We start from the raw sequence: 20,950 nt of genomic DNA on the forward strand, positions 1-20,950 counted from the left end.
TCTAGGCTGCCACCTCACCGACTGGCAGAGGCTTCGAGGCGGACAGGACGCGGTCGAAGCTGTCGGCGTAGGTACCGAACAGGTCGCCACCGTTGAGCCGGCGCAGGTGCATCACCGGCGCGTGTGGGGCCGGGAAGCCGTAGACGTGCATGTTGACCAACATCTCGTCGTCGAACCGGTAGATCGAGTTGTACAGCGTCGTGTCGTGGTAGAGCACCGTCACTCCGGGCTCCCCGTCGAGCCGGTTGTAGTACTGCTGCACCTGACGAATCTTCGCGGCCATCACGCCGGGCGCACCCTCCTCGACGCTCTTCCGCTCAATCGCCTCGCTGTCCGGATTACCGAGCAGAATCGTGACCGCTACGCCGTCAACGGCCTTTTGACGCAGGATGTCGACGATCCTCCGGTCCTGCTCCACGAGGAAAAGGCCGGCGTAGGCCAGCACGTCAATCCGCTTCTCGGCCCGCTCAATCAGTCGCCGCCAGAGGTCGTACGGAACAGAGGAACGCCGGGAGTAGAGCTGGACCATCTCGCTCTGCCCGATTTTCGACGCCTTCTCCGGGTTCACCGCGTCGGGCCACAGGTACGGCACGTCCTCACGGACCATCGCCGCGATTGCGTGCCGGTGCCGGGGGTACGGCGTCCGGTCCTGCGTGATCCACCGTTCCACGGTCTTCGGGTCGACTCCGATCCGCTCGGCCACGACGACGGGCGTCAGGCCGTTGCGCAGGATGGCATCGCGTAGCCGGTCGTTTGGCATCCGACTCTCCTCAAGGGACGACTAGGGACAACTAGACGATAGCCAAGACGTCCCATGTCGTCCAGCCCATCGGATGGGCTGTCCCCCGCTTTCCGGGAGCCTTGTCCGCAGAGGCCAAGAGCAAGAGTCCACCGGGGACAAGCTCAATACCTGGCCCGAGACACAGGAGGTCTGTTGTGAAGCTGTACGTGGACACCCAGAGCAAGCAGGTTCAGGTGACGAAGGACCCCGAGCCGAAGAACGACCAGAACGGCAATCAGCGGTCGGAGAAGAACACCGGCCGGCTCATGTGGTCCACCCAGGTCTTCGTACTCGACGAGACCGGCGGCGAGATCATCACCATCACCACGGCGGGTGAGAAGCCGAGCGTGACGGTGGGACAGCTCGTCGCTGTCGAGCAGTTGGAGGCCATCCCGTGGGCGACCAACGGGCGTAACGGCGTCGCGTTCCGCGCCATCTCGCTGAAGCCGAAGGCTGGTAACTCGGCGGCTAAGTAGTTCTTCGCTCACCGCGCTGTGTGAGCCTCTGGTGTCTGATGCACGAAGCGGCCTGACGGTCCGCTGATCTGATCCACCTTCGGTCCGGGAGCGTTTCTGGCTCCTATTCTCCCGGCCCTGGCAACCCATGGTTGCCCTCTCGATATGGCGCGGGGTCGGTACTGGCTCCTACACCTGCCGGCCCCGACTGCCATTCCAACCCGTTCACCCACAATCGTTGGGAGTGGTTGTCGTGCTCGTTTCCGCCATCGTCTTCGCCGTTGTCGCGGCGACTCTCTACGCCGGCCACCAGGTGGCCGATCACGTCTTCGGCCAGTCCGACAAGCAAGCCGCCCACAAGGCCGCTCCCGGCTGGGACGGCTGGCGTCACCTGTTGGGCCACGTCGTGGCCTATCACCTCGTGATGGTGGTCATGCTGACCGTCGCCATCGTTGCGCTTGATCTGCCCGTCACCGTCGTCGGGCTCGTCGCCGGAGTCGGCTTCTCCGCCGTCTCACACGCATTCCTCGACCGGCGTTGGCCGGTGCGTTGGCTGCTCATCCACACCGGTAGCCGGGATTTCGCCGACCGGCAGGCCCCGATCTGCGGCATGTACCTGGCGGATCAGTCCCTGCACGCGGCTTGCCTGTGGGTATCCGCGCTGCTCATCGCCTGCTTGTAGGCGGAAGGGTCGCTGTGCGGCCTGAGTGATTTCGAGCCCGGGGCCGGTACTGGCTCCTACACCTGCCGACCCCGTGCTCTCCAACCCATCCAGCCCAATCACTTGGGAGGACGTGTCGTGTCCAAGTCTAGCCCTCGCCGTTCGTTCGGCCGGAAGTCAACCGGAACGGTGACAGTAATCGAGGCCAAGGTTCACCGGTCCTCGGCCCGCAACGCCCGAATGGCGTTCATCCTCACTGCGGTCATCCTCGGCGTACTCGGTGCCGTGGTGGCCGCTTCCTACGTACACCCCATCATCGCGCTGTTCATCGGCGCGGCCATCGGTGTCCCGTGCGGCGCGCTGGCCTGGCTCCTGGTCCGCATCTGGCCGGTCCTGCGGCTGCTGTGGTGGTGGACCCCCGAAATCGTCCTTGCCGTCACTCTGCTGACGGCGTGGGTGCAGCTCGCCACCCACACCCCGACCATCGTCACCCTGGCCGTCGTCGCGGTCGTCCTCGGCGTTCCGGCCGCCATCCCCACCGTTCGCCGCCAGGTCGTCGCCTGGGTGTGGTGCCTGATCGTGCGCCACCGGCTGCGGGTCTGCTTCGCGCAGTTCATCGTCGCCAATCAGTCCGGGTCTCTCCCGCTGATCTTGTGGGCCAAGCCGACCCCGGTCGGCGAACGGGTCTGGGTCTATCTGCGGCCCGGCCTGTCCCTGGCGGACCTGGAAGGCCGCCTCGACAAGATCGCCGTCACCTGCCACGCCTCGTCCGTCCTGGTCGAGCGCGCCTCCGACGGAAACGCCGCGTACCTGCGGTTCGACATCAAGCGCCGCGAGGTGCTCACCGCAACCGTCACGTCCCCGCTGGCCGACGTCATCACTCCCGACGCTCCGGCCACCGACCGACCGACGCCGGTGATCCCGACCGCCCTGGACCTGCCTGACGTCCAGGCACCCACGGTCACCCTGCCCATCCAGCCCAAGAAGCAGGCCGCCACGTCGGCCAACGGCAGCAAGTCGGCCCCCGCGCCGTCGTCGGACGCCGACGACGTCTCCGACTGGATCTGATCCCGCAACCCATCCCGGACGCGGGGAGCCCTACGGCTCCTTCGTGTGGCTTCCCGCGCCCATCAACGCCCAAGGAGGGCACCCATGGCTACGGCAACCGCCCCGACCGCCGGCATTCCGGTGGGGCCTGGCCTGTCGATGTTCGACCCGATCTTCGTTGGCATCGACGAGTTCGGCCAGCCCGTCTACATCACCCTGGCCTACCGCAACCTCCTCGCCGGCGGTGAACCCGGCGGAGGTAAGTCCGGACTGCTCAACACCATCGCGGCCCACGCCGCTCTCTCGGCGGACTCCCGCCTCGTCCTGCTCGACGGCAAGCTCGTCGAACTCGGCCAGTGGGAAGACTGCGCCGACGCCTTCATCGGCCCCGACATCACCGCCGCGCTCGGCGTCCTCCGACGCCTGCAGCAGGTGATGAACAACCGGTACGCCTGGCTGCGCGCCCACGGGCGTCGCAAGGTCACCGCGCTCGACGGACTCTCCGTCATCACCGTCCTGGTCGACGAGATCGCCTTCTACTCCGCCACCATCGGCAGCAAGCAGGAGCAGGAAGAGTTCGTCGCTCTCCTCCGGGACCTGGTCGCTCGGGGTCGGGCCGCCGGCATCCCCGTCGTCGCCGCCACCCAGCGGCCGTCGTTCGACATCATCCCCACCAGCCTGCGGGACCTGTTCGGCTACCGCGCCGCGTTCCGCTGCACCACTCCCAACAGCTCGAACATCGTCCTCGGCCACGGCTGGGCCGAACAGGGCTACACCGCCACCGACATCGCCCCCACCAACCAGGGCGCCGCCTACCTCATCGCCGAAGGCGGCACCCCACGCCGCATCAAGGTCGCCTACCTGACCGACGCCCAGATCGCCGGCATCGCCGACTACGCCGCTTGGACCCGTCGTCCCACCCGCTTATCCGCACCGACCGGATCTCGACTCGATTGGGGAACCGCCGCATGAAACTGCGAGAGCTCTTCCGCGTCCGTCGCACCCCGCCACCGGCCACCCGGTACGTCGACCGACACGTCGTCGGTACGCCCGAGGAACTCGTCACGCTCATGGCGCTCGCCACCGAACGCGGGCTCCTCGTCTTCGCCTCGGCGCCCGTTCCGCTGCCCGGCGACCCGACCCGATTCCGCCGCTACCTGCGGCTGCGCGCCAACTGATCGGCCGACGGAACCGGCTCAAGCCCTGGAAAGCAGACCGGTTCCGCCGACCTCTCACCAAGCCCTTCTGAAAGGACGTGGCTGCCATGAAGGCTACCCAGAACCCACCTACCGCCGGAACGGTCACCATCGCTGACCTGCTCCGGATGGCTGCCCTCTACCTACGCCGGCACGGCTGGCACCAGGGCACCTACTACCGCCCCACCACCGACACCCCGACCCCGCCGGCCTGTGTCGCCGGGGCCATCGGCATCGCCGCCGCCGGCCACCGCGTGCAGCACTTCTCCCAACTCACCCCGGACACCCTGGGTGACTACCTCGCCGCGCTCGACGCATTTGTCGACTACCTCGACACCACCGCGCCGGTCTTCCTCGTCGACGAAGACGGCTTCGTCATCGACGAACACACCTCCCCGTACTCGTGGAACGACGACCCGGCCCGTACCGCCGAGCAGGTCATCACGGCCCTTGAGACGGCCGCCGACGAGTGGGATGACCTCCACACCACCGGGGGTGAGAACCGGTGAGCACTGTCAAGAAGTCCTTGACGCCTCGCATCCCCGTACAGAAGCGACGGGAGGTCGTCGAGAACACCGAGTTCGCGGCCTTCGCCCGACGCATCATCCGCGCCCACGGCCGCCGCGTCGCCACCGGTGACGTCGAAGCCCTTCGCGACCTGGTCGCCCTTTCCACCGTCATCGACGAGGCAATCACCGACGCCGTCGTCGGGCTTCGCTCCTTCGGCTACTCCTGGGCCGAGATCGGGCAACGCCTCGGCATCTCCCGCCAAGCCGCCCAGCAACGCTGGGGAGACCAGTCGTGACCACCTACTACGACCCGACCGGCACTCGCTTCGGCTTTCCCACCTACCCGTACCGGATGGCACCCAGCGGGCTCGCCACCCTGCGGCAGCTTCGGGCTGCCGGTCTGCGTCCCGGCGGGCATGACCCCGTCGCCCAGATCTTCTGGCGGCGCGGTAAGCGCGTCGCTTACCTCTACCGCCTCGACCTGGCCAAGCCCAAGCGCACCGCCACGCCCGCCCAACGAGAGGCCATCGGCAAGGCGCTACGCGCCCGCCGGACCTGCGCCATCTGCGGCTTGGTCCAGCCCTACTACATCCCACACCGCTACGGCTGCTGCCTCGACTGTCACGGAGGTCACTGATGGGTGTCCTGATCACCTTCGCCGTCATCCTGCTCATCGGCGTCGCCATGGCTTACATGGGCGGTGTCCGATGAACCGTCAGCCCACCACCGGCACCCGAATTGAGGGTGTCGTCCTGGTCCTCATCCTGCTCACTGTCGCCGGGTTCGCCGGTGCTGCCTCGTTCACCCACGTCAAGGACTGGACCCTCGACAACTCCCCGGCGGGAACGGGCGCATGGTTCGGCTGGGCCAACGCCGTCATCTCCGAACTCGTCCCCATCGCCTGCCTGCTGACCATCCGGCGTCGTCGTCGGGTCGGTGCTCCCATCGGCTACCCGCTGTTCCTGCTCACCGCCGCCGCCGGCCTCTCCCTGGCCGCGCAACTGGCGGTCGCCAAGCCGGGCATCTCCGGCTGGCTGCTCTCGGCCGTACCGGCGCTGGCCTTCATGGCCCTGGTGAAACTCGTTCTCGCGCCCGTAAAGGGCGACAACCCGACCGCGCCGGCTGTCGAGCCGGTCGAACCGATCCGGGCTGAGGTGGCCGAGCAGGTCACCACCGAGCCGGCACCGCCGGCTGCCCTCACCATCGATTCACAACCCCGTCCGGCCATCCAACCCACCATGCCGGCCACCGAGCCGGAGCCGGTCGAGGTTCCAACCCACCTCCTGCCCATGGCCCGGTTCGCCGCCGCACAGCACGAGCAGAACACCGGGTCACCGATCACTGCCGCCGAGCTGGCCGACCGGCTCGACGTCACCCCGGCCGTCGCCGGGCAACTCCTCATCACCCTGACCGGTGATGCCCGATGACCATCTACGTCGTCGACATCGAACACACCATCCACACCTGCCCGGCACAGCCGGAACCACACCCGTACGACGTCCGACGCACCGTCGTCGACGTCATTCCCGGCGGACCCTGCCGGGCACCGGTCACCGTCCGCTGCGGTGGTCAGACCGTCCAGATTCCGTGCCGTCGGCACGAGCCGGCCAAGCGCCAATGCGGCGCCTGCCGGGTCATCGTCACCGAACGCACCATCACCACCCGCACCCCGAACGGGACTGCGGCTTGATGGCCTCGACGCTGGAACTCACACCCCGTGCTTCGGCCCGGGGTGTGGGCTCGAACGCCGACACCATCGTCTACGACTACACCGCCGCCGGGGCCGCCTTCGCCCGCGCCACCCGACCGGACTACTTCGGCTGGATCGAGCATGTCCGCGCCGCCGCTGGTTGTACCCGCCCGATTCGGCTCGCCGGCCAGCTCCTCACCGTTGATCCAGCCACCGGGCGCGTCGTCGAGCAGCGGCACACCGACGGTATGCCTGATGCGGTCATCTACACCGCCTGCGGCAACCGGCGGGCCACCGTCTGCCCGTCCTGCGCCCACACCTACCAACGCGACGCGTACCAGCTCCTACGCGCCGGCCTCGTCGGCGGCAAGGGCGTCCCCGACACCGTCACCCAGCACCCGGCGGTGTTTCCCACCTTCACCGCCCCGTCCTTCGGGCCGGTACACGTCCGGGCGGTCCGAAAGCACACCTGCCGGGACCGCAAGCGCTGCGACTGCCGCCCCGACCCGTGCCACGCCCGCCGCGCCGACGACCCCACCGCCGGCCACTGCCCGCACGGTCGCCCCGCCGTCTGCTGGGCACGACACGAACCCGGTGACGCCGCACTCGGTCAGCCGCTGTGCCTCGACTGCTACGACCATGACCACCAGGTCGTCTGGAATCTGTTCTCCGGCGAACTGTGGCACCGCACCAAGCAAGCCGCAGAGCGGCACCTGGCCAAGCTCGCCCGTCGCCGCGGCATCCCGCGCGTCCAGGTCGCCACCGCCTCCGGCAACCTTCGGACGGTCCCACCGGTTCGGCTGTCGCACGGCAAAGCGGCAGAGTTCCAGGCACGCGGCGCGGTCCACTTCCATGCCCTCGTCCGCCTGGACGGCGTCGACCCCACCGACCCGGCCGCCGTCGTCCCGCCACCGGCCGCGTTCACCGTCGACGACCTCGTCGACGCGCTCCGGCACGCCGCTGCACAGGTCGCGTTCACCACCCCCGCCCACCCCGACCGGCCCACCGGCTGGCAGATCGCCTGGGGCGAGCAGCTCGACATCCGCCCCATCGCCCTCACCGGCCAAGGTGAAGTCACTGACAGCATGGTCGCCGGCTACCTTGCCAAGTACGCCACCAAGAGCACCGAGGTAACCGGGCACCGCTCCACCCGCCTCACCGCCGACACCATCGCCGACCACGCCGACCCCGACGGCGACCACACCGCCCGCCTCATCGACGCCTGCTGGCGACTCGGCCGACCCACCGGCACCCCCGTGCCGCTGCCCCAGCGGCCCCGCGACCCCCGACCCCGACCCGGCTTCGTCCCGCGCTGGGAGTGCCCCGACTGCGGCACCCACACCCGATACGCCGCCTGCCCGGTCTGCGTTGCCCAACGTCAAGCCGCCCTTGACACCGAATCGACGAAACCGACCAACGCCAACCCGTACGCCCGACTGCGCCGGTGGGCGCACATGCTCGGCTTCGGCGGCCACTTCCTCACCAAGGCCCGGCGGTACTCCGTCACCTTCCAACTCCTGCGCGACACCCGCCGCGCCCACCGGCAGCACGAGGACCAGGAGCACGCGCACCCGGCCGCCGACGGCCAGCTCGTCAACGACGACACCACCCTGATCGTCGGCACCCTCACCTTCGCCGGTGTCGGCTGGCACACCACCGGTGACGCGCTCCTCGCCAACACCGCCGCCGCCATGGCCAGAGAGCGACAAGCCACCGGCCGCGAAGAACTCGCCCACGAACTCGGCTCCACCCCGGCCGGCACCGTGCCGGCTGCTGCCTGACCCCTCGACTCCTGGGAGACGACATGACCATCGCTCAGTCCCACAAGCTCTGGACCGTCGAAGACGTCTCGGCGTACCTCGGCGTTCCGGTACAGACCCTCTACACCTGGCGCAAGCGCCGCACCGGGCCACCTGCCGCCCGGGTCGGCCGACACCTGCGTTACGACCCGGACGCCGTCCGGGCCTGGTTCGCCGAGCAGTCCAAGGCGGCCTGACATGGCCCACATCGTTGACCGCTGGTACCGCAGCATCGTCGGCCCCGACGGCAAGACCCGGCAGGAACCCAAGCCGGAATGCGGGCAGGGAATGCGCTACCGGGTCCGCTACATCGCTCCCGACGGCAAGGAGAAGTCGCAGTCCTTCCCGGACCGGAAGAAGCGCGAGGCACAGGCGTTCCTCGCCAACGTCCAGGCCGACATCCTCAAGGGAACCTACGTCGATCCCGACGCCGGTCGTGTCACCTTCAAGCAGTACGCCGATGAATGGCTCGCCGCTGCCACCACCGACGTACTGACCCGCGACCGCATCGAATACGAACTCCGGCTGCACGTCTACCCGATCCTCGGCAACAAGGCGATGGCGTCGATCCAGCCGGCGACGATCAGGGCTTGGGCACGCGGGCTACAGGAGAAGGGGCTGTCCGCCGGCTACCGCCGGGTGCTGTTCAGCGACGTGTCGATGATCCTGAATGCGGCGGTGGACGACAAGAAAATCGTCAGCAACCCGTTCGCGGCCAAGAGCGTGCAGCGCCCCCGGCACGTCCCCAACAAGGTTCAACCGTGGTCGGTCGACCAGCTCACCGCGTTCCGCGCGAAGATGCCGGACCGCTACCGGGTCAGCGTCGACCTGGGCGCGGGCTGCGGCTTGCGGCAGGGAGAGATCTTCGGCGTGAGCCCCGCCGACCTCGACCCGACACGGCCCGTTCTCCACGTTGTCCGACAGGTGAAGCTCGTACGCGGCACGCTCATCTTCGCCCCGCCCAAGGGCGGCAAGACGCGAGAGGTTCCGCTTCCCGCCTCGGTGTCCCGCCGCCTGGCCGAGCACGCCAAGCAGTTCCCGCCGGTAGAGGTCACCGTGCCCTGGGCAACTCCGACCGGCGACCCGGTGACGGTCACGCTCTACCTGACCAGCGCGGACGGCCTGCCGCTCAGCCGGTCGAAGTTCAACCCTGGCGTCTGGAAGCCCGCAATCCGGGCCACCGGCATCCCGGACGACCGGCGCAACGGGATGCACGTCCTGCGGCACACCTATGCCTCGGTCCTCCTGGACGCCGGGGAGAGCATCAAGGCCCTGTCGACGTACCTGGGCCACGCCGACCCCGGATTCACCCTGCGGACCTACACACACCTGTTGCCCACCAGCGAGGACCGCACCCGCCGGGCCATTGACAAGGCGTTCGGTGAGGACCAGGCCGACGATGACGAACCGGAAGCCCGTGACGGCCTGGAGACGGCATGATCATGTTTCAACGCCTACCGCAGGTGCCGGAAGTGCAGGTCACGGCACCTGCGGTCATCACTTGGCGTTGAAGTAGCTGGCTTCGGGGTGGTGGACGACGATGGCGTCGGTGGCCTGCTCCGGCATCAGCTGGAACTCCTCCGACAGTTGCACGCCGATGCGCTCCGCACCGAGCAACTCCACGATCTTCGCCCGGTCCTCCAGGTCCGGGCAGGCCGGGTAGCCGAACGCGTACCGGCAGCCCCGGTAGTCGGTGCGCAGCAGACCGGCCAGGTCGGCCGGGTCGTCGTCGGCGACGGTACGCCCGTCGGGCAGCCGCAGCTCGGCGCGGATCCGCTTGTGCCAGTACTCGGCGAGGGCCTCGGTGAGCTGCACCGACAGGCCGTGCACCTCCAGATAGTCGCGGTACTCGTTGCGGGCGAACAGCTTCGCCGCGTACTCGCTGACCGGCTGGCCCACGGTGACCAGCTGCAACGCGACCACGTCCAGGTCCTCACCGCGCGGGCGGAAGAAGTCGGCCAGGCATAGCCGCCGCTCCTGCCGCTGCCGGGGGAAGGTGAACCGGGCCCGCTCGGCGTGCCCGTTCTCGTCCAGCACCACCAGGTCGTTGCCCTCGGAGTAGGCCGGGAAGTAGCCGTACACCACGGCCGCCTCCAACACCTGGTCGGCGATGAGCCGGTCCAGCCAGTAGCGCAGCCTCGGCCGCCCCTCGGTCTCCACCAGCTCCTCGTACGACGGGCCCTTGCCGCCGCGCGCACCCCGCAGACCCCACTGGCCCATGAAGGTGGCCCGCTCGTCCAGCAGGGCCGCGTAGTCGGCCAGCGGCACCCCCTTGACCACCCGGGTGCCGTAAAACGGCGCGGTCGGCACCGGCACGTCGGCCGCGACGTCGGAGCGTACCGAGGCGTCACTGAGCTCCGGCAGCGACTCGGCGACCACCGCGCGCTGCCGCTCCCGGCGGGCCCGCCGGGCCGCGAGCGCCGCCTCCCGCTCGGCGTCCACCACCGGGGCACCGCCGCGCTTGGCGGCCATCACCCGGTCCATCAGGGACAACCCCTCGAAGGCGTCACGGGCGTAGTGCACCTGGCCGGGGAACATCGACCGCAGGTCGTCCTCGACGTACGCCCGGGTCAGCGCCGCACCACCCAGCAGGACCGGCCAGCGCTCCGCGACCCCGCGCGACGCCATCTCGACCAGGTTCTCCTTCATGATGACGGTGCTCTTGACCAGCAGACCCGACATGCCGATGGCGTCGGCGCGGTGCTGCTCGGCGGCGTCGAGGATGGCGGAGATCGGCTGCTTGATGCCGATGTTCACCACCTCGTAGCCGTTGTTGGACAGGATGATGTCGACCAGGTTCTTGCCGATGTCGTGCACATCGCCCTTGACGGTGGCGAGCACGATGCGGCCCTTGCCGCCGTCGTCGGCCTTCTCCATGTGCGGTTCGAGGTACGCCACCGCGGTCTTCATCACCTCGGCCGACTGCAACACGAACGGCAGCTGCATCTGACCGGAGCCGAACAGCTCACCGACGACCTTCATCCCGTCCAGCAGGATGTCGTTGATGATGAGCAGCGGCGCGGTGCCGGCGGCCATCGCCGCGTCGAGGTCGGCCTCCAGGCCGTTGCGCTCACCGTCGATGATCCGCCGCTTGAGCCGCTCGTTCAGCGGCAGGGCCGCCAACTCCTCGGCTCGGCTGGCGCGCGCCGAGGCCGCGTCCACCCCTTCGTACAACTCGATGAACCGCTGCAACGGGTCGTACCCCTCGCGGCGGCGGTCGTAGACCAGGTCGAGCGCGACCTCGCGCTGCTCGTCGGGGATCTTCGACATCGGCAGGATCTTGCTGGCGTGCACGATCGCCGAGGTGAGCCCGGCCTGCACGCACTCGTGCAGGAAGACCGAGTTGAGCACCTGCCGGGCGGCGGGATTGAGCCCGAACGAGACGTTGGAGATGCCCAGGGTGAAGTTGATCCCGGGATAGCGCCGGGCGATCTCCCGGATCGCCTCGATGGTCTCCAGACCGTCGCGGCGGGTCTCCTCCTGACCGGTGGAGATCGGGAAGGTCAGCGTGTCGACCATGATGTCCGGCAGCCGCATGCCCCAGCGCCCGGTCAGGTCCTCGACGATCCGGGAGGCGATGCGGACCTTGTCCGCGGCGGTGCGGGCCTGCCCCTGCTCGTCGATGCACATCACCACGACCGCCGCGCCGTGCTCCACGATCACCGGCATCACCCGCCCGTAGCGGGACTCCGGGCCGTCGCCGTCCTCGAAGTTGACCGAGTTGACCACACAGCGGCCACCGAGCATCTCCAAACCGGCCTCGATCACCGCCGGCTCGGTCGAGTCCAGCATGATCGGCAGCGTGGAGGCGGTGGCGAACCGACCGGCCAGCTCACGCATGTCGGTGGTGCCGTCGCGCCCGACGTAGTCGACGCAGAGATCCAGCAGGTGCGAGCCGTCGCGGGCCTGACCACGGGCGATCTCGACGCAGGACTGCCAGTCGGCGGCGAGCATCGCCTCCCGGAACGCCTTGGAGCCGTTGGCGTTGGTCCGCTCCCCCACCATCAGCACGCTGGCGTCCTGGGCGAACGGCACGTGGTGGTAGATCGAGGAGACCCCCGGTTCGGTACGCGGCTCGCGGGCCACCGGCCGCACGTCGCGCAGCCGCTCGGCGAGCACCCGGATGTGCTCGGGCGTCGTGCCGCAGCAGCCGCCGACCAACGCGACGCCGTAGTCGGCCACGAAGCGCTCCAGCGCGTCGGCCATCTCCTCGGGGCCCAGCGGGAAGTACGCCCCGTCGGGGGTGAGCACCGGCAGCCCGGCGTTGGGCATCACCGACACCGGGATGCGGGAGTGCTGCGACAGGTAGCGCAGGTGCTCGCCCATCTCGGCCGGGCCGGTCGAACAGTTGAGGCCGATCAGATCCACCCCGAGCGGCTCGATGGCGGTCAGCGCCGCGCCGATCTCGCTGCCCAGCAGCATGGTGCCGGTGGTCTCGACGGCCACGTGACAGATGATCGGTACGGTGCGACCGGCCTCGGCCATCGCCCGCTTGGACCCGATCACCGCCGCCTTCACCTGGAGCAGGTCCTGGCAGGTTTCGATGATCAGCGCGTCCGCGCCACCGGCGATCAGTCCACCGGCGTTCTGCTGGTACGCGTCGCGCAGGCTGGCGTACGAGGCATGGCCGAGGGTCGGCAGCTTCGTGCCCGGACCGATCGAGCCGAGCACCCAGCGGGGCCGCTCCGGAGTCGAGTACGCGTCGGCGGCCTCCCGGGCCAGCCGCGCCCCCACCTCGGACAGCTCCCAGATCCGGTCGGCGATGTCGTACTCGGCGAGGTTCGGCAGGTTGGCGCCGAAGGTGTTCGTCTCCACGCAGTCGGCGCCCGCCGCCAGGTACGCCTCGTGCACCCCGCGTACGACGTCTGGCCGGGTGACGTTGAGGATCTCGTTGCACCCCTCGAGACCGTCGAAGTCGTCCAGGGTCAGGTCCGCGGCCTGCAACATGGTGCCCATCGCCCCGTCGGTGACGAGGATCCGGTCTGCCAGCGCGTCGAGCAACGAATTCCGCACGACCTCAGGTTAGTGCGGTCACGTGGAGCCGCACCCCGGCGTACCGTCCGATCCCACATTGTGTCATCGGGATCACGTTGCCCGGTTTGGTGGGCAATGGTCCACATCGTGGTCATCGGTCGGCCCCGACACGTGTGCCGAGCACCGGCCCATCCGGCGCGGCCGACGGGCCGGGTCCGGGCACGGCACGTAGGCTGACGGTCGTGAAGGACTACAGCGACACCACCACGCACCGTCGGCGGACGACCGGGCCCGTGCCCCGGCCCGCCGGTGACGAGCAGGAGGTGACGGCGTGACCGAGTTCGACGGGCTGCCGGTGCTGCGGTCCCCGGTCGCCATCTGCGCCTTCGAGGGCTGGAACGACGCGGCGGACGCCTCCACCGCGGCGGTCGAGCACCTGGAGCAGGTGTGGCAGGCCCGGCCCGTCACCGAGTTGGACCCGGAGGACTTCTACGACTTCCAGGTCAGCCGGCCGACCATCGCCATGTCCGACGGCGCCACCCGTCGGGTGGAGTGGCCCACCACCCGGTTCACGGTCGCCAGCCCCGCGGGCACCGAGCGGGACGTGGTGCTGATCCGGGGCATCGAGCCGAGCATGCGGTGGCGCACCTTCTGCGAGCAGGTGCTCGAAATCTGCCACAGCCTCGAGGTCGAACGGGTGGTGCTGCTCGGCGCGCTGCTGGCCGACGTGCCGTACACCCGGCCGCTGCCGATCAGCGGTAGCGCCTCCGACGCCGACGCCGCGCGCCGCTACCAGCTCACCCCGACCCGTTACGACGGGCCGACCGGGATCGTCGGCGTCCTGCACGACGCCTGCACCCGCGCCGAGGTCGACGCCGTGTCGTTCTGGGTCCACGTGCCGCACTACGCCAACAACCCGCCCTGCCCGAAGGCCACCCTCGCCCTGCTGCACCGGGTGGAGGAGGTGCTCGACCTGCCGGTTCCCATGGCCGATCTGGCCGAGGAGGCCGCCGAGTGGGAGCAGCGGGTACGCAGCGCCGCCGAGCAGGACGCCGAGCTGGGCGAGTACGTACGCGAGTTGGAGGAACGCGTCGGTGACGCGGGCATCACCCCGTTGACCGGGGACGAGATCGCCCAGGAGTTCGAGAAGTACCTACGCCGCCGAGGCGGGTCGGCCGGCCCCACCGCCGGTTCCTGGTAGCCCTCCCCCACCTTTAGCCGTCGAGGCCCCCGGACGCGAGTTGTCCGGGGGCCTCGACGTGTGTGGGTCGGGTGGCGGGGCTCACCCCGCGTAGGGCATCCTAGGAACCTAGCTGAAATGAGGAGGTCGGGGATGCAGATCAATCCGGGCGCGGCCGAGTTCCCGCACCGCCAGATCGCCGCGCAGCTGAAGAGCCAGATCCGTCGGGGCGACTGGGCACCGGGCGAACGGCTGCCGTCCATCCCGGCCATCGCCGAGATGTTCGGCGTCGCCAAGCAGACCGTGCAACGCGCCGTCGACCAGCTGCGGGTCGAAGGTGTCCTGATCACCAAACCCGGTTCCGGTACGTACGTACGCGGCACCCGGCGACGGCTCAACCGGCTCTCCCGAGGACGCTACGGCGGCTTCCGCGGCTACCACACCGACCTGGCGGCCCGCTATCGCCAACAGCTCGTCTCCGTCGGACGCTCCCCCGCGCCGCCCGAGGTGGCCGACGCGTTCGGGGTACCCGACGGCACCGAACTGCTCTGCCGCCGCCACCTCGTCCGCACCGAGGACTCACCGGTGGAGGTGGGCGCCTCCTGGTTCCTGCCCGCCGAGACCGCCGGCACCACACTGGAACGCGCCGAGGCGTTCGGCCGCCCGCTCTACCAGGAGGCCGAGGAGGCCATCGGTCGGCGGTACGCGACCGCCACCGACACGATCACCGCCCGCCAGCCCAGCCGCGAGGAGTCCGAGACCCTGCAGATCCGACCGGACACCCCGGTGCTGCATCTGCTGCACGTGGCGTACGACCCGCAGCGCAAACCGATCGAGGTGGCCCAGGCCACCTGGCCAGGTCCGGTCACCACCCTCACCGAGGAGTACCAGATCCCCGCCCCCACCCGATCCCCCGACCCCGACCCCGGCCTGATCCTCGGCTGACCCCGCCTGACGGCGAGGCAGCGAGGCAGCGAGGCAGCGAGGCAGCGAGGCAGCGAGGCAGCGAGGCAGCGAGGCAGCAGTATCGGGGATGTTGCTGCCTCGACCCAGCTCTGAGGCAGCAACTTCGGGGATGTTGCTGCCTCACTCGCCCGGCAGCGCGAGGGCGCGCGGGAGCGCGGCGCGCGGGAGCGCGGCGCGCGGGAGCGCGGCGCGCGGGAGCGCGGGTTAGAGGCGGATGCCGAGGAGGGCGTCTAGGGTTTCGGCGAACAGGCGTGGGGCGGCCGGGTCCTCGTCGGCTCCGGCGAGGGTCTGCTCGGCCCAGGCGTCGACGAGCCGCAGGGCGCCCGGCGTGTCCAGATCGTCGGCGAGTCGTTCGCGTACGCCGGCCAGGAACGCCGACCCGGACGGCCCGGCGGTGGCGGCGGCGGCCCGCCGCCAGCGGTCCAGCCGGTGCTCGGCGGCGGTGAGCAGGTCGTCGGTCCAGGTCCGGTCGGCGCGGTAGTGGCCGGAGAGCAACGCCAGCCGCACCGCCATCGGATCGACCCGGTCGGCCCGCAGTCGGGACACGAAGACCAGGTTGCCCCGGGACTTGGACATCTTCTCGCCGTCCAGCCCGATCATGCCGGCGTGCACGTAGTGGCTGGCGAAGGGCGCCACACCGGTCAGCCGCTCGGCGTGCGCGGCGGAGCACTCGTGGTGCGGGAAGAGCAGGTCGTTGCCGCCGCCCTGCACGTCGATGGTGGCGCCGAGCAGCCCGAGGGCGATCACCGCGCACTCGATGTGCCAACCCGGTCGCCCGGGGCCGAGGTCACCGCCGGGCCAGGACGGTTCGTCGTCGCGGGCGCCGCGCCACAGCAGCGGGTCCAGCGGGTCGCGCTTGCCGGCGCGGTCCGGGTCGCCGCCGCGCTCGGGGAAGATCTCCAGCATCTCCGCCCGGGAGAGGTTGGACTCGTAGCCGAAGTTCGGTGCGGCCGAGATGTCGAAGTAGACGTCGCCGGTGCCGTCGTCGAGGCGGTACGCGGCACCGTCCTTGAGCAGCACCAGCACTTTCTCGGCGATGTCCGGGATCGACTCCACCGCGCCGACGTAGTGGGCCGGCGGGATGATCCGCAGCGTCTCCATGTCCTCCCGGAACAGCGCCGTCTCCCGCATCGCCAGGACCTTCCAGTCCTCGCGGTCACGTTCGGCCCGTTCCAGCAGCGGGTCGTCGATGTCGGTGACGTTCTGCACGTACCGGACCTCGTGGCCGGCGTCGCGCCACATCCGCTGCACCAGGTCAAAGGTGATCATGGTGGCGGCGTGACCGAGGTGGGTGGCGTCGTACGGGGTGATGCCACAGACGTACATGGTGGCGGTGCCGTCCGGCTCGCTCGGTCGCACGCTCTGCCGTGCCGAGTCGAACAACCTCAGCGGCTCGCTCCTGCCCGGCAGCCGCGGCACCTCATGCCCCACCCATGACTCCATGTCCGCCAGCCTAACCAGCCGTTGGGCGACGTCACCCGGCCCCGCAAGTGATCAACGCGACAGCGTCAGATCGGCGGCCAGGGCACCGCCGGCCAGTCCGGTGACGGCTGCGGGAAGCGACAGCTGGCGCACAGTCGGTCGACCCGGGCGGCCAGCTCGGCGATCTCACCGAGGGTGAGGTGCTCGGTCAGCTCGTCACCGAGGCCGCCGGCGAGCTGACCGGACAGGCGGCCGAGCATGTCTACCGCGTCGTCCGGCAGCGGTCGGCCGGCCCAACCCCAGAGCACCGTCCGCAGCTTCTCCTCGACGTGGAAGCTCACCCCGTGGTCGACCCCGTAGATCCGGTCGTCGGGGCCACACAGGACATGGCCGCCCTTGCGGTCCGCGTTGTTGATCACCGCGTCGAGCACCGCGAGCCGGGCCAGCCGTGGGTCGTCGGCGTGGCCGAGGGCGTACGCGGTGCCGTCGTCGTCGCGGGCCGCCGCGATCGGGAACCAGCGGGGCGGCAGCGCGTCGGCCGGCACGAACCCGACCAGCGGCTCGGCGTCGGGCGGCTGGTCGATCCAGAGCTGGCAGGAGCCGGGACCGAACGGCCCGTCCCGCAGCACCGTCGGCGGCACCAGCTCCCACCCGGTGGCCTCGGAGACCAGGTAGGCGGCCACCTCCCGACCGGCCAGCGTGCCGTCCGGGAAGTCCCACAGCGGTCGCTCCCCGCGCACCGGCTTGTACACGCACCGCGCCGACATCCCGTCCAGCGTCAACACCCCACGCAGGGTGGTGTTCGACGCGTCGACGAGCCGCCCTTCGACGGTCAACTCACCGTCGCGCAGCAGGCGCAGCGCGGCACCCCCGTCGCGTCGGGGAGCCACACCGGACGAGGTCACCGGTGGTAGCCGTTGTTCCGGGGGCAGAGGTGGCCGGCGGGGTCGAGGGGCTGGCCGCACAGCGGGCAGGGCGGACGACCCGCGTTGACCACGCGCCGGGCCCGCTCGATGAACGCGCGGGTCGCCTCGGGGGTCAGCCGGACCCGGAGCCGGTCGAGATCCTCGTCGGGCTCGACGTCGTCGGGCTCGTCGTCCTCTTCCGCCTCGCCGAGCTCGATCTCGGTCTCCGCCTCGCCGACGGCGATCGCCTCGATCACCACGGTCGCGGTGTCCGCGTCGAAGGCCAGGCCCAGGGTGCCGACCCGGAACTCCTCGTCGACCGGGGTCTCCAACGGGTCGTTGTCACCGACCGGGACGGTGGCGTCCGGCAGCTCCACACCGAACCGACGCTGGGCCTCGGTGAGCAGTTCCTCCAGCTTCTCGGCGAGCAGGGAGACCTGGACCTTCTCCAGCGCGACGCTGACCAGCCGGCCACCGCCGCGCGCCTGGAGGAAGAACGTGCGCTCCCCCGGCGGCCCGACGGTCCCGGCGACGAACCGCTCCGGCGGTTCGAAGGCGTGCACCTGGTGGGTCATACCCTCGACCCTATCCGGCGGCCCCACACAGCGAGTACCCCACCGACCCGAATCGCGACGCCCGACGGCGCGGGCGTCCGGCGGCTCACCGGGACGCTCCCGCGCCGCCACCTACCGCGGCGTCCGAGTCCGTCGACCGGCCGGCTCGCCGTCGCCGTTTACCGGGCGGCGGCACCAGGCCGGCCAGGTCACCGCCGACGTCGTTGAGCCGGATCAGGAAGGGACGCAGGGGGGTGTAGCGGATCGCGGTCACCGACGCCGGGTCCACCACGATCCGCTGGAAGAGATCCAGGTGTACGCCGAGGGCGTCGGCGACGATGGCCTTGATCACGTCACCGTGGCTGCACGCCAGCCAGACCGCCTCGGGGCCGTGCTCGGCGGTCAGCCGGGCGTCCCAGGCGCGTACCGCCGCGACCGCGCGGGCCGCCATCTGCGCCATCGCCTCCCCGTCGGGGAAGACCGCCGCGCTGGGGTGCTGCTGCACCACCGGCCAGAGCGGCTCCTTGGCCAGCTTCTTCAGCGGCTGCCCCTCCCAGCTGCCGTACCCGCACTCGATCAGACCGTCGTCCACCACCGGCGTGACCTGGGGCAGGGCCAGCTCCAGGGTCTGCCGGCAGCGGATCAGCGGGCTGGTCACCACGGCCGCCAGCGGCACCGTGCGCAACCGCTCACCGACCGCGGTGGCCTGGGTGCGGCCGGTCTCGTCCAGTTCGACGGGCTGCCGACCGGCCAGACCACCGTCGGCGTTCGCGGTGGTCCGGCCGTGCCGTAGGAGCAGAAGTGTCGCCACCCGCACCACCCTAGTGCGGTGGTTCACCACCGTCGGCGGTGTCGCGGCGAGGCCCGCCGCGCCCAACTCCCGGCGGTACCGGCCGCACCCGTACGCTCAGGTGGCGCTGATGGTGCCGGTCAGCAGCAGGGCCAGTACGAGGGTGCCGACCGCGACCCGGTACAGCACGAAGACGTACAGGGTGTGGTGCGCGACGTAGCGCAGCAGCCAGGCGATGGCCGCGTAGCCGACCCCGAACGCGATGAGCGTGGCCACGACCATCTGCGCGACCGTCGGCACCGACGTGCCGGGTGCCGCCGGTTCGAAGACGTCGCCCAGGCTGAACACCCCGGACATCACCACCGCCGGAATGGCCAGCAGGAACGAGTAGCGGGCCGCCGTCTCCCGGGTGAGGTTCAGGAACAGGCCGAAGCTGAGGGTGGCCCCGGAGCGGGACACGCCGGGGATGAGCGCCAGCGACTGGGCGAAACCCATCACCACACCGTCGCGCATCCGGAAGTCCCGCAGGGTCCGGGTCTGCCGACCCCAGTACTCGGCGAACGCCAGCACGAAGGCGAACACGATCAGGGTGGTGGCCACCACCCACAGGTTGCGGGCGGTCTCCCGGATCTGGTCCTTGAACAGGAAACCGAGCGCGCCGATCGGGATCGAACCGACGATCACGTACCAGCCCATGCGGTAGTCCAGGCTGGAACGGACGGACTTGTCCCAGATGCCCACCACCCAGGTGCGGCCGATCCGCCAGATGTCCTTGGCGAAGTACAGCAGGACCGCAGCCTCGGTGCCCAGCTGGGTGACCGCGGTGAAGGACGCGCCGGCGTCCCGCTCGAAGAAGATCGCCGAGGTGATCCGCAGGTGCCCCGACGAGCTGACCGGGAGGAACTCGGTCAGGCCCTGGACGATGCCCAGGACGATGGCTTCGATCCAGGTCACTCCCCGACTCCCGAGAGGTCCAGCGCCTCGGCGACGGTCCGCAGGGTCTGCACGCCGGTGTCACGGTCGGCGGCGAAGAGGTTCACCGACAGGGTGGTGACCCCGGCCTCGGCGTACTCGCGCAGCCGGTCGGCGATGCGCTCCTTCGGGCCGAGCAGCGACGTCCGGTCGATGAACTCCATCGGCACGGCTGCCGCCGCGTCGCGCTGCCGCTTGGCCAGGTAGAGCTCCTGCACCTCGCGGGCCGCGTCGCCGTAGCCCATCCGGGTGGCCAACTGGTTGTAGAAGTTCTGCTTACGGCTGCCCATGCCACCGACGTACAGCGCCGCGTACCAGCGGACCAGCTCGGCGCAGGAGTCCAGGTCGTCGCCGACCACGACCGGCACCGACGGCACCACGTCGAAGCCGGCCAGCTCCTTGCCGACCTTGGCCCGGCCGGCGCGGACCGCGGCGAGCTGCTCCTCGGCGAACTCGGGGGCGTAGAAGACGGCCAGCCAGCCGTCGGCGATCTCACCGGCCAGTTCCAGGTTCTTCGGACCGACCGCCGCGAGGTAGATCGGGATGTGCTCGCGCGGCGGGTGGAAGCCCAGCCGCAGCGCCTTACCGGGACCGTCGGGCAGCGGGAGCTGGTAGAACTCGCCGTCGTAGGCGACCTCCTTGCGGGCCACCGCCAGCTTCACGATGTCCACGTACTCCCGGGTGCGGGCCAGCGGCTTGCCGAACCGCACACCGTGCCAGCCCTCGGAGACCTGCGGGCCGGAGACGCCCAGGCCGAGCCGGAACCGGCCGCCGGAGAGCGAGTCGATGGTCGCCGCGGTCATCGCGGTCATCGCGGGCGTCCGAGCCGGGATCTGCATCACCGCGCTGCCGATGTCGATCCGCTCGGTCTGCCCGGCCATCCAGGAGAGCATGCTCGGCGAGTCCGAGCCGTACGCCTCCGCCGCCCACACCACCGAGTAGCCGAGCCGGTCGGCCTCCTGGGCCATGGCCAGGTGATTCGCCGGGGTGCTCCAGGCTGTCTGGTATCCGAGGTTAAGCCCGAGTCGCACGAAGTCCTCCCCCATCCG

23 protein-coding genes are annotated in these 20,950 nt (G+C 70.2%); 15 read left to right on the forward strand and 8 right to left on the reverse strand.

The window, feature by feature from the left end; all coding sequences use genetic code 11:
- Position 1: 1 nt before the first annotated feature.
- A complete protein-coding gene (locus FF096_RS10390) occupies positions 2 to 760 on the reverse strand; it encodes an XRE family transcriptional regulator (protein ID WP_155216700.1) in 759 nt (252 codons plus the stop codon).
- Between the two features lie 176 nt (positions 761 to 936).
- Here FF096_RS10390 and FF096_RS10395 point away from each other — a divergent pair, with 176 nt between their 5' ends.
- The 13 genes from FF096_RS10395 (at position 937) to FF096_RS10455 (ending at position 9,578) form a co-directional block, all read left to right on the forward strand.
- Positions 937 to 1,257: a hypothetical protein gene (locus tag FF096_RS10395; RefSeq protein ID WP_309223034.1), complete on the forward strand. Its 321-nt coding sequence runs from the start codon at positions 937 to 939 to the stop codon at positions 1,255 to 1,257.
- A gap of 223 nt (positions 1,258 to 1,480) precedes the next feature.
- Entirely contained in the window at positions 1,481 to 1,918 is a 438-nt protein-coding gene (locus FF096_RS10400) for a DUF3307 domain-containing protein (RefSeq protein ID WP_230462437.1), read from the forward strand.
- Positions 1,919 to 2,086: 168 nt separating this feature from the next.
- Positions 2,087 to 2,965: a hypothetical protein gene (locus FF096_RS10405; RefSeq protein WP_309223035.1), complete on the forward strand. Its 879-nt coding sequence runs from the start codon at positions 2,087 to 2,089 to the stop codon at positions 2,963 to 2,965.
- Between the two features lie 84 nt (positions 2,966 to 3,049).
- Positions 3,050 to 3,916 (forward strand): FtsK/SpoIIIE domain-containing protein, encoded by an 867-nt coding sequence (locus FF096_RS10410; RefSeq protein WP_155216704.1) that lies wholly within the window; start codon positions 3,050 to 3,052, stop codon positions 3,914 to 3,916.
- Positions 3,913 to 4,122: a hypothetical protein gene (locus FF096_RS10415; protein WP_155216706.1), complete on the forward strand. Its 210-nt coding sequence runs from the start codon at positions 3,913 to 3,915 to the stop codon at positions 4,120 to 4,122. Before FF096_RS10410 ends, FF096_RS10415 begins: the two co-directional genes overlap by 4 nt.
- Positions 4,123 to 4,208: 86 nt before the next feature.
- Positions 4,209 to 4,649: a hypothetical protein gene (locus FF096_RS10420; RefSeq protein WP_155216708.1), complete on the forward strand. Its 441-nt coding sequence runs from the start codon at positions 4,209 to 4,211 to the stop codon at positions 4,647 to 4,649.
- Positions 4,646 to 4,945, forward strand: a complete 300-nt coding sequence (locus FF096_RS10425) for a hypothetical protein (protein WP_309223036.1) — start codon at positions 4,646 to 4,648, stop codon at positions 4,943 to 4,945. The genes FF096_RS10420 and FF096_RS10425 overlap by 4 nt, the downstream gene beginning before the upstream one ends.
- The gene (locus tag FF096_RS10430) at positions 4,942 to 5,286 is read left to right on the forward strand and encodes an RRQRL motif-containing zinc-binding protein (protein WP_309223037.1); all 345 of its coding nucleotides are present in this window, start codon (positions 4,942 to 4,944) and stop codon (positions 5,284 to 5,286) included. The genes FF096_RS10425 and FF096_RS10430 overlap by 4 nt, the downstream gene beginning before the upstream one ends.
- A gap of 70 nt (positions 5,287 to 5,356) precedes the next feature.
- Positions 5,357 to 6,076 (forward strand): hypothetical protein, encoded by a 720-nt coding sequence (locus FF096_RS10435; protein WP_155216713.1) that lies wholly within the window; start codon positions 5,357 to 5,359, stop codon positions 6,074 to 6,076.
- Entirely contained in the window at positions 6,073 to 6,339 is a 267-nt protein-coding gene (locus tag FF096_RS10440; RefSeq protein WP_155216715.1) for a hypothetical protein, read from the forward strand. The genes FF096_RS10435 and FF096_RS10440 overlap by 4 nt, the downstream gene beginning before the upstream one ends.
- A complete protein-coding gene (locus FF096_RS10445) occupies positions 6,339 to 8,120 on the forward strand; it encodes a replication initiator (protein WP_155216717.1) in 1,782 nt (593 codons plus the stop codon). The genes FF096_RS10440 and FF096_RS10445 overlap by 1 nt, the downstream gene beginning before the upstream one ends.
- Positions 8,121 to 8,143: 23 nt before the next feature.
- A complete protein-coding gene (locus FF096_RS10450) occupies positions 8,144 to 8,335 on the forward strand; it encodes a helix-turn-helix domain-containing protein (RefSeq protein ID WP_155216719.1) in 192 nt (63 codons plus the stop codon).
- 1 nt (position 8,336) lies between these two features.
- On the forward strand, positions 8,337 to 9,578 hold the full coding sequence (locus tag FF096_RS10455) for a site-specific integrase (RefSeq protein ID WP_155216721.1): 1,242 nt from the start codon (positions 8,337 to 8,339) through the stop codon (positions 9,576 to 9,578).
- Positions 9,579 to 9,635: 57 nt separating this feature from the next.
- Here FF096_RS10455 and metH read toward each other — a convergent pair whose 3' ends face one another.
- Positions 9,636 to 13,139 (reverse strand): methionine synthase, encoded by a 3,504-nt coding sequence (gene metH / locus FF096_RS10460; protein WP_155217011.1) that lies wholly within the window; start codon positions 13,137 to 13,139, stop codon positions 9,636 to 9,638.
- A 304-nt stretch (positions 13,140 to 13,443) separates the two neighbouring features.
- Between metH and FF096_RS10465 the strand changes: the two genes are divergently transcribed.
- Both FF096_RS10465 and FF096_RS10470 read left to right on the forward strand, forming a co-directional pair.
- Positions 13,444 to 14,313, forward strand: a complete 870-nt coding sequence (locus FF096_RS10465) for a PAC2 family protein (protein WP_309223039.1) — start codon at positions 13,444 to 13,446, stop codon at positions 14,311 to 14,313.
- A gap of 132 nt (positions 14,314 to 14,445) precedes the next feature.
- The gene (locus tag FF096_RS10470; RefSeq protein ID WP_155216723.1) at positions 14,446 to 15,237 is read left to right on the forward strand and encodes a GntR family transcriptional regulator; all 792 of its coding nucleotides are present in this window, start codon (positions 14,446 to 14,448) and stop codon (positions 15,235 to 15,237) included.
- A 225-nt stretch (positions 15,238 to 15,462) separates the two neighbouring features.
- On the opposite strand, the gene mshC is transcribed toward FF096_RS10470, so the two are convergent.
- The 6 genes from mshC to FF096_RS10500 form a co-directional block, all read right to left on the reverse strand.
- On the reverse strand, positions 15,463 to 16,701 hold the full coding sequence (gene mshC / locus FF096_RS10475; RefSeq protein WP_155216725.1) for a cysteine--1-D-myo-inosityl 2-amino-2-deoxy-alpha-D-glucopyranoside ligase: 1,239 nt from the start codon (positions 16,699 to 16,701) through the stop codon (positions 15,463 to 15,465).
- A gap of 65 nt (positions 16,702 to 16,766) precedes the next feature.
- Entirely contained in the window at positions 16,767 to 17,585 is an 819-nt protein-coding gene (locus FF096_RS10480; RefSeq protein WP_309223040.1) for an SCO1664 family protein, read from the reverse strand.
- Positions 17,582 to 18,160 (reverse strand): DUF3090 domain-containing protein, encoded by a 579-nt coding sequence (locus tag FF096_RS10485; protein WP_155216727.1) that lies wholly within the window; start codon positions 18,158 to 18,160, stop codon positions 17,582 to 17,584. Before FF096_RS10485 ends, FF096_RS10480 begins: the two co-directional genes overlap by 4 nt.
- An 85-nt stretch (positions 18,161 to 18,245) precedes the next feature.
- Entirely contained in the window at positions 18,246 to 18,959 is a 714-nt protein-coding gene (locus FF096_RS10490) for an MSMEG_4193 family putative phosphomutase (protein ID WP_309223056.1), read from the reverse strand.
- Between the two features lie 87 nt (positions 18,960 to 19,046).
- Positions 19,047 to 19,883 (reverse strand): undecaprenyl-diphosphate phosphatase, encoded by an 837-nt coding sequence (locus FF096_RS10495; RefSeq protein ID WP_309223041.1) that lies wholly within the window; start codon positions 19,881 to 19,883, stop codon positions 19,047 to 19,049.
- Positions 19,880 to 20,932: an LLM class F420-dependent oxidoreductase gene (locus tag FF096_RS10500; RefSeq protein WP_309223057.1), complete on the reverse strand. Its 1,053-nt coding sequence runs from the start codon at positions 20,930 to 20,932 to the stop codon at positions 19,880 to 19,882. Before FF096_RS10500 ends, FF096_RS10495 begins: the two co-directional genes overlap by 4 nt.
- Positions 20,933 to 20,950: the final 18 nt, after the last annotated feature.

This window comes from Micromonospora sp. CP22 (assembly GCF_009712475.1).
Classification (GTDB): Bacteria; Actinomycetota; Actinomycetes; order Mycobacteriales; family Micromonosporaceae; genus Micromonospora.

Bases quoted from the DNA above. Each gene is read 5' to 3' on its own strand.
- FF096_RS10390 (WP_155216700.1), bottom strand. From the start codon at position 760: ATGCCAAACGACCGGCTACGCGATGCCATCCTGCGCAACGGCCTGACG.
- FF096_RS10410 (WP_155216704.1), top strand. From the start codon at position 3,050: ATGGCTACGGCAACCGCCCCGACCGCCGGCATTCCGGTGGGGCCTGGC.
- FF096_RS10415 (WP_155216706.1), top strand. From the start codon at position 3,913: ATGAAACTGCGAGAGCTCTTCCGCGTCCGTCGCACCCCGCCACCGGCC.
- FF096_RS10420 (WP_155216708.1), top strand. From the start codon at position 4,209: ATGAAGGCTACCCAGAACCCACCTACCGCCGGAACGGTCACCATCGCT.
- FF096_RS10435 (WP_155216713.1), top strand. From the start codon at position 5,357: ATGAACCGTCAGCCCACCACCGGCACCCGAATTGAGGGTGTCGTCCTG.
- FF096_RS10440 (WP_155216715.1), top strand. From the start codon at position 6,073: ATGACCATCTACGTCGTCGACATCGAACACACCATCCACACCTGCCCG.
- FF096_RS10445 (WP_155216717.1), top strand. From the start codon at position 6,339: ATGGCCTCGACGCTGGAACTCACACCCCGTGCTTCGGCCCGGGGTGTG.
- FF096_RS10450 (WP_155216719.1), top strand. From the start codon at position 8,144: ATGACCATCGCTCAGTCCCACAAGCTCTGGACCGTCGAAGACGTCTCG.
- FF096_RS10455 (WP_155216721.1), top strand. From the start codon at position 8,337: ATGGCCCACATCGTTGACCGCTGGTACCGCAGCATCGTCGGCCCCGAC.
- FF096_RS10470 (WP_155216723.1), top strand. From the start codon at position 14,446: ATGCAGATCAATCCGGGCGCGGCCGAGTTCCCGCACCGCCAGATCGCC.
- mshC (WP_155216725.1), bottom strand. From the start codon at position 16,701: ATGGAGTCATGGGTGGGGCATGAGGTGCCGCGGCTGCCGGGCAGGAGC.
- FF096_RS10485 (WP_155216727.1), bottom strand. From the start codon at position 18,160: ATGACCCACCAGGTGCACGCCTTCGAACCGCCGGAGCGGTTCGTCGCC.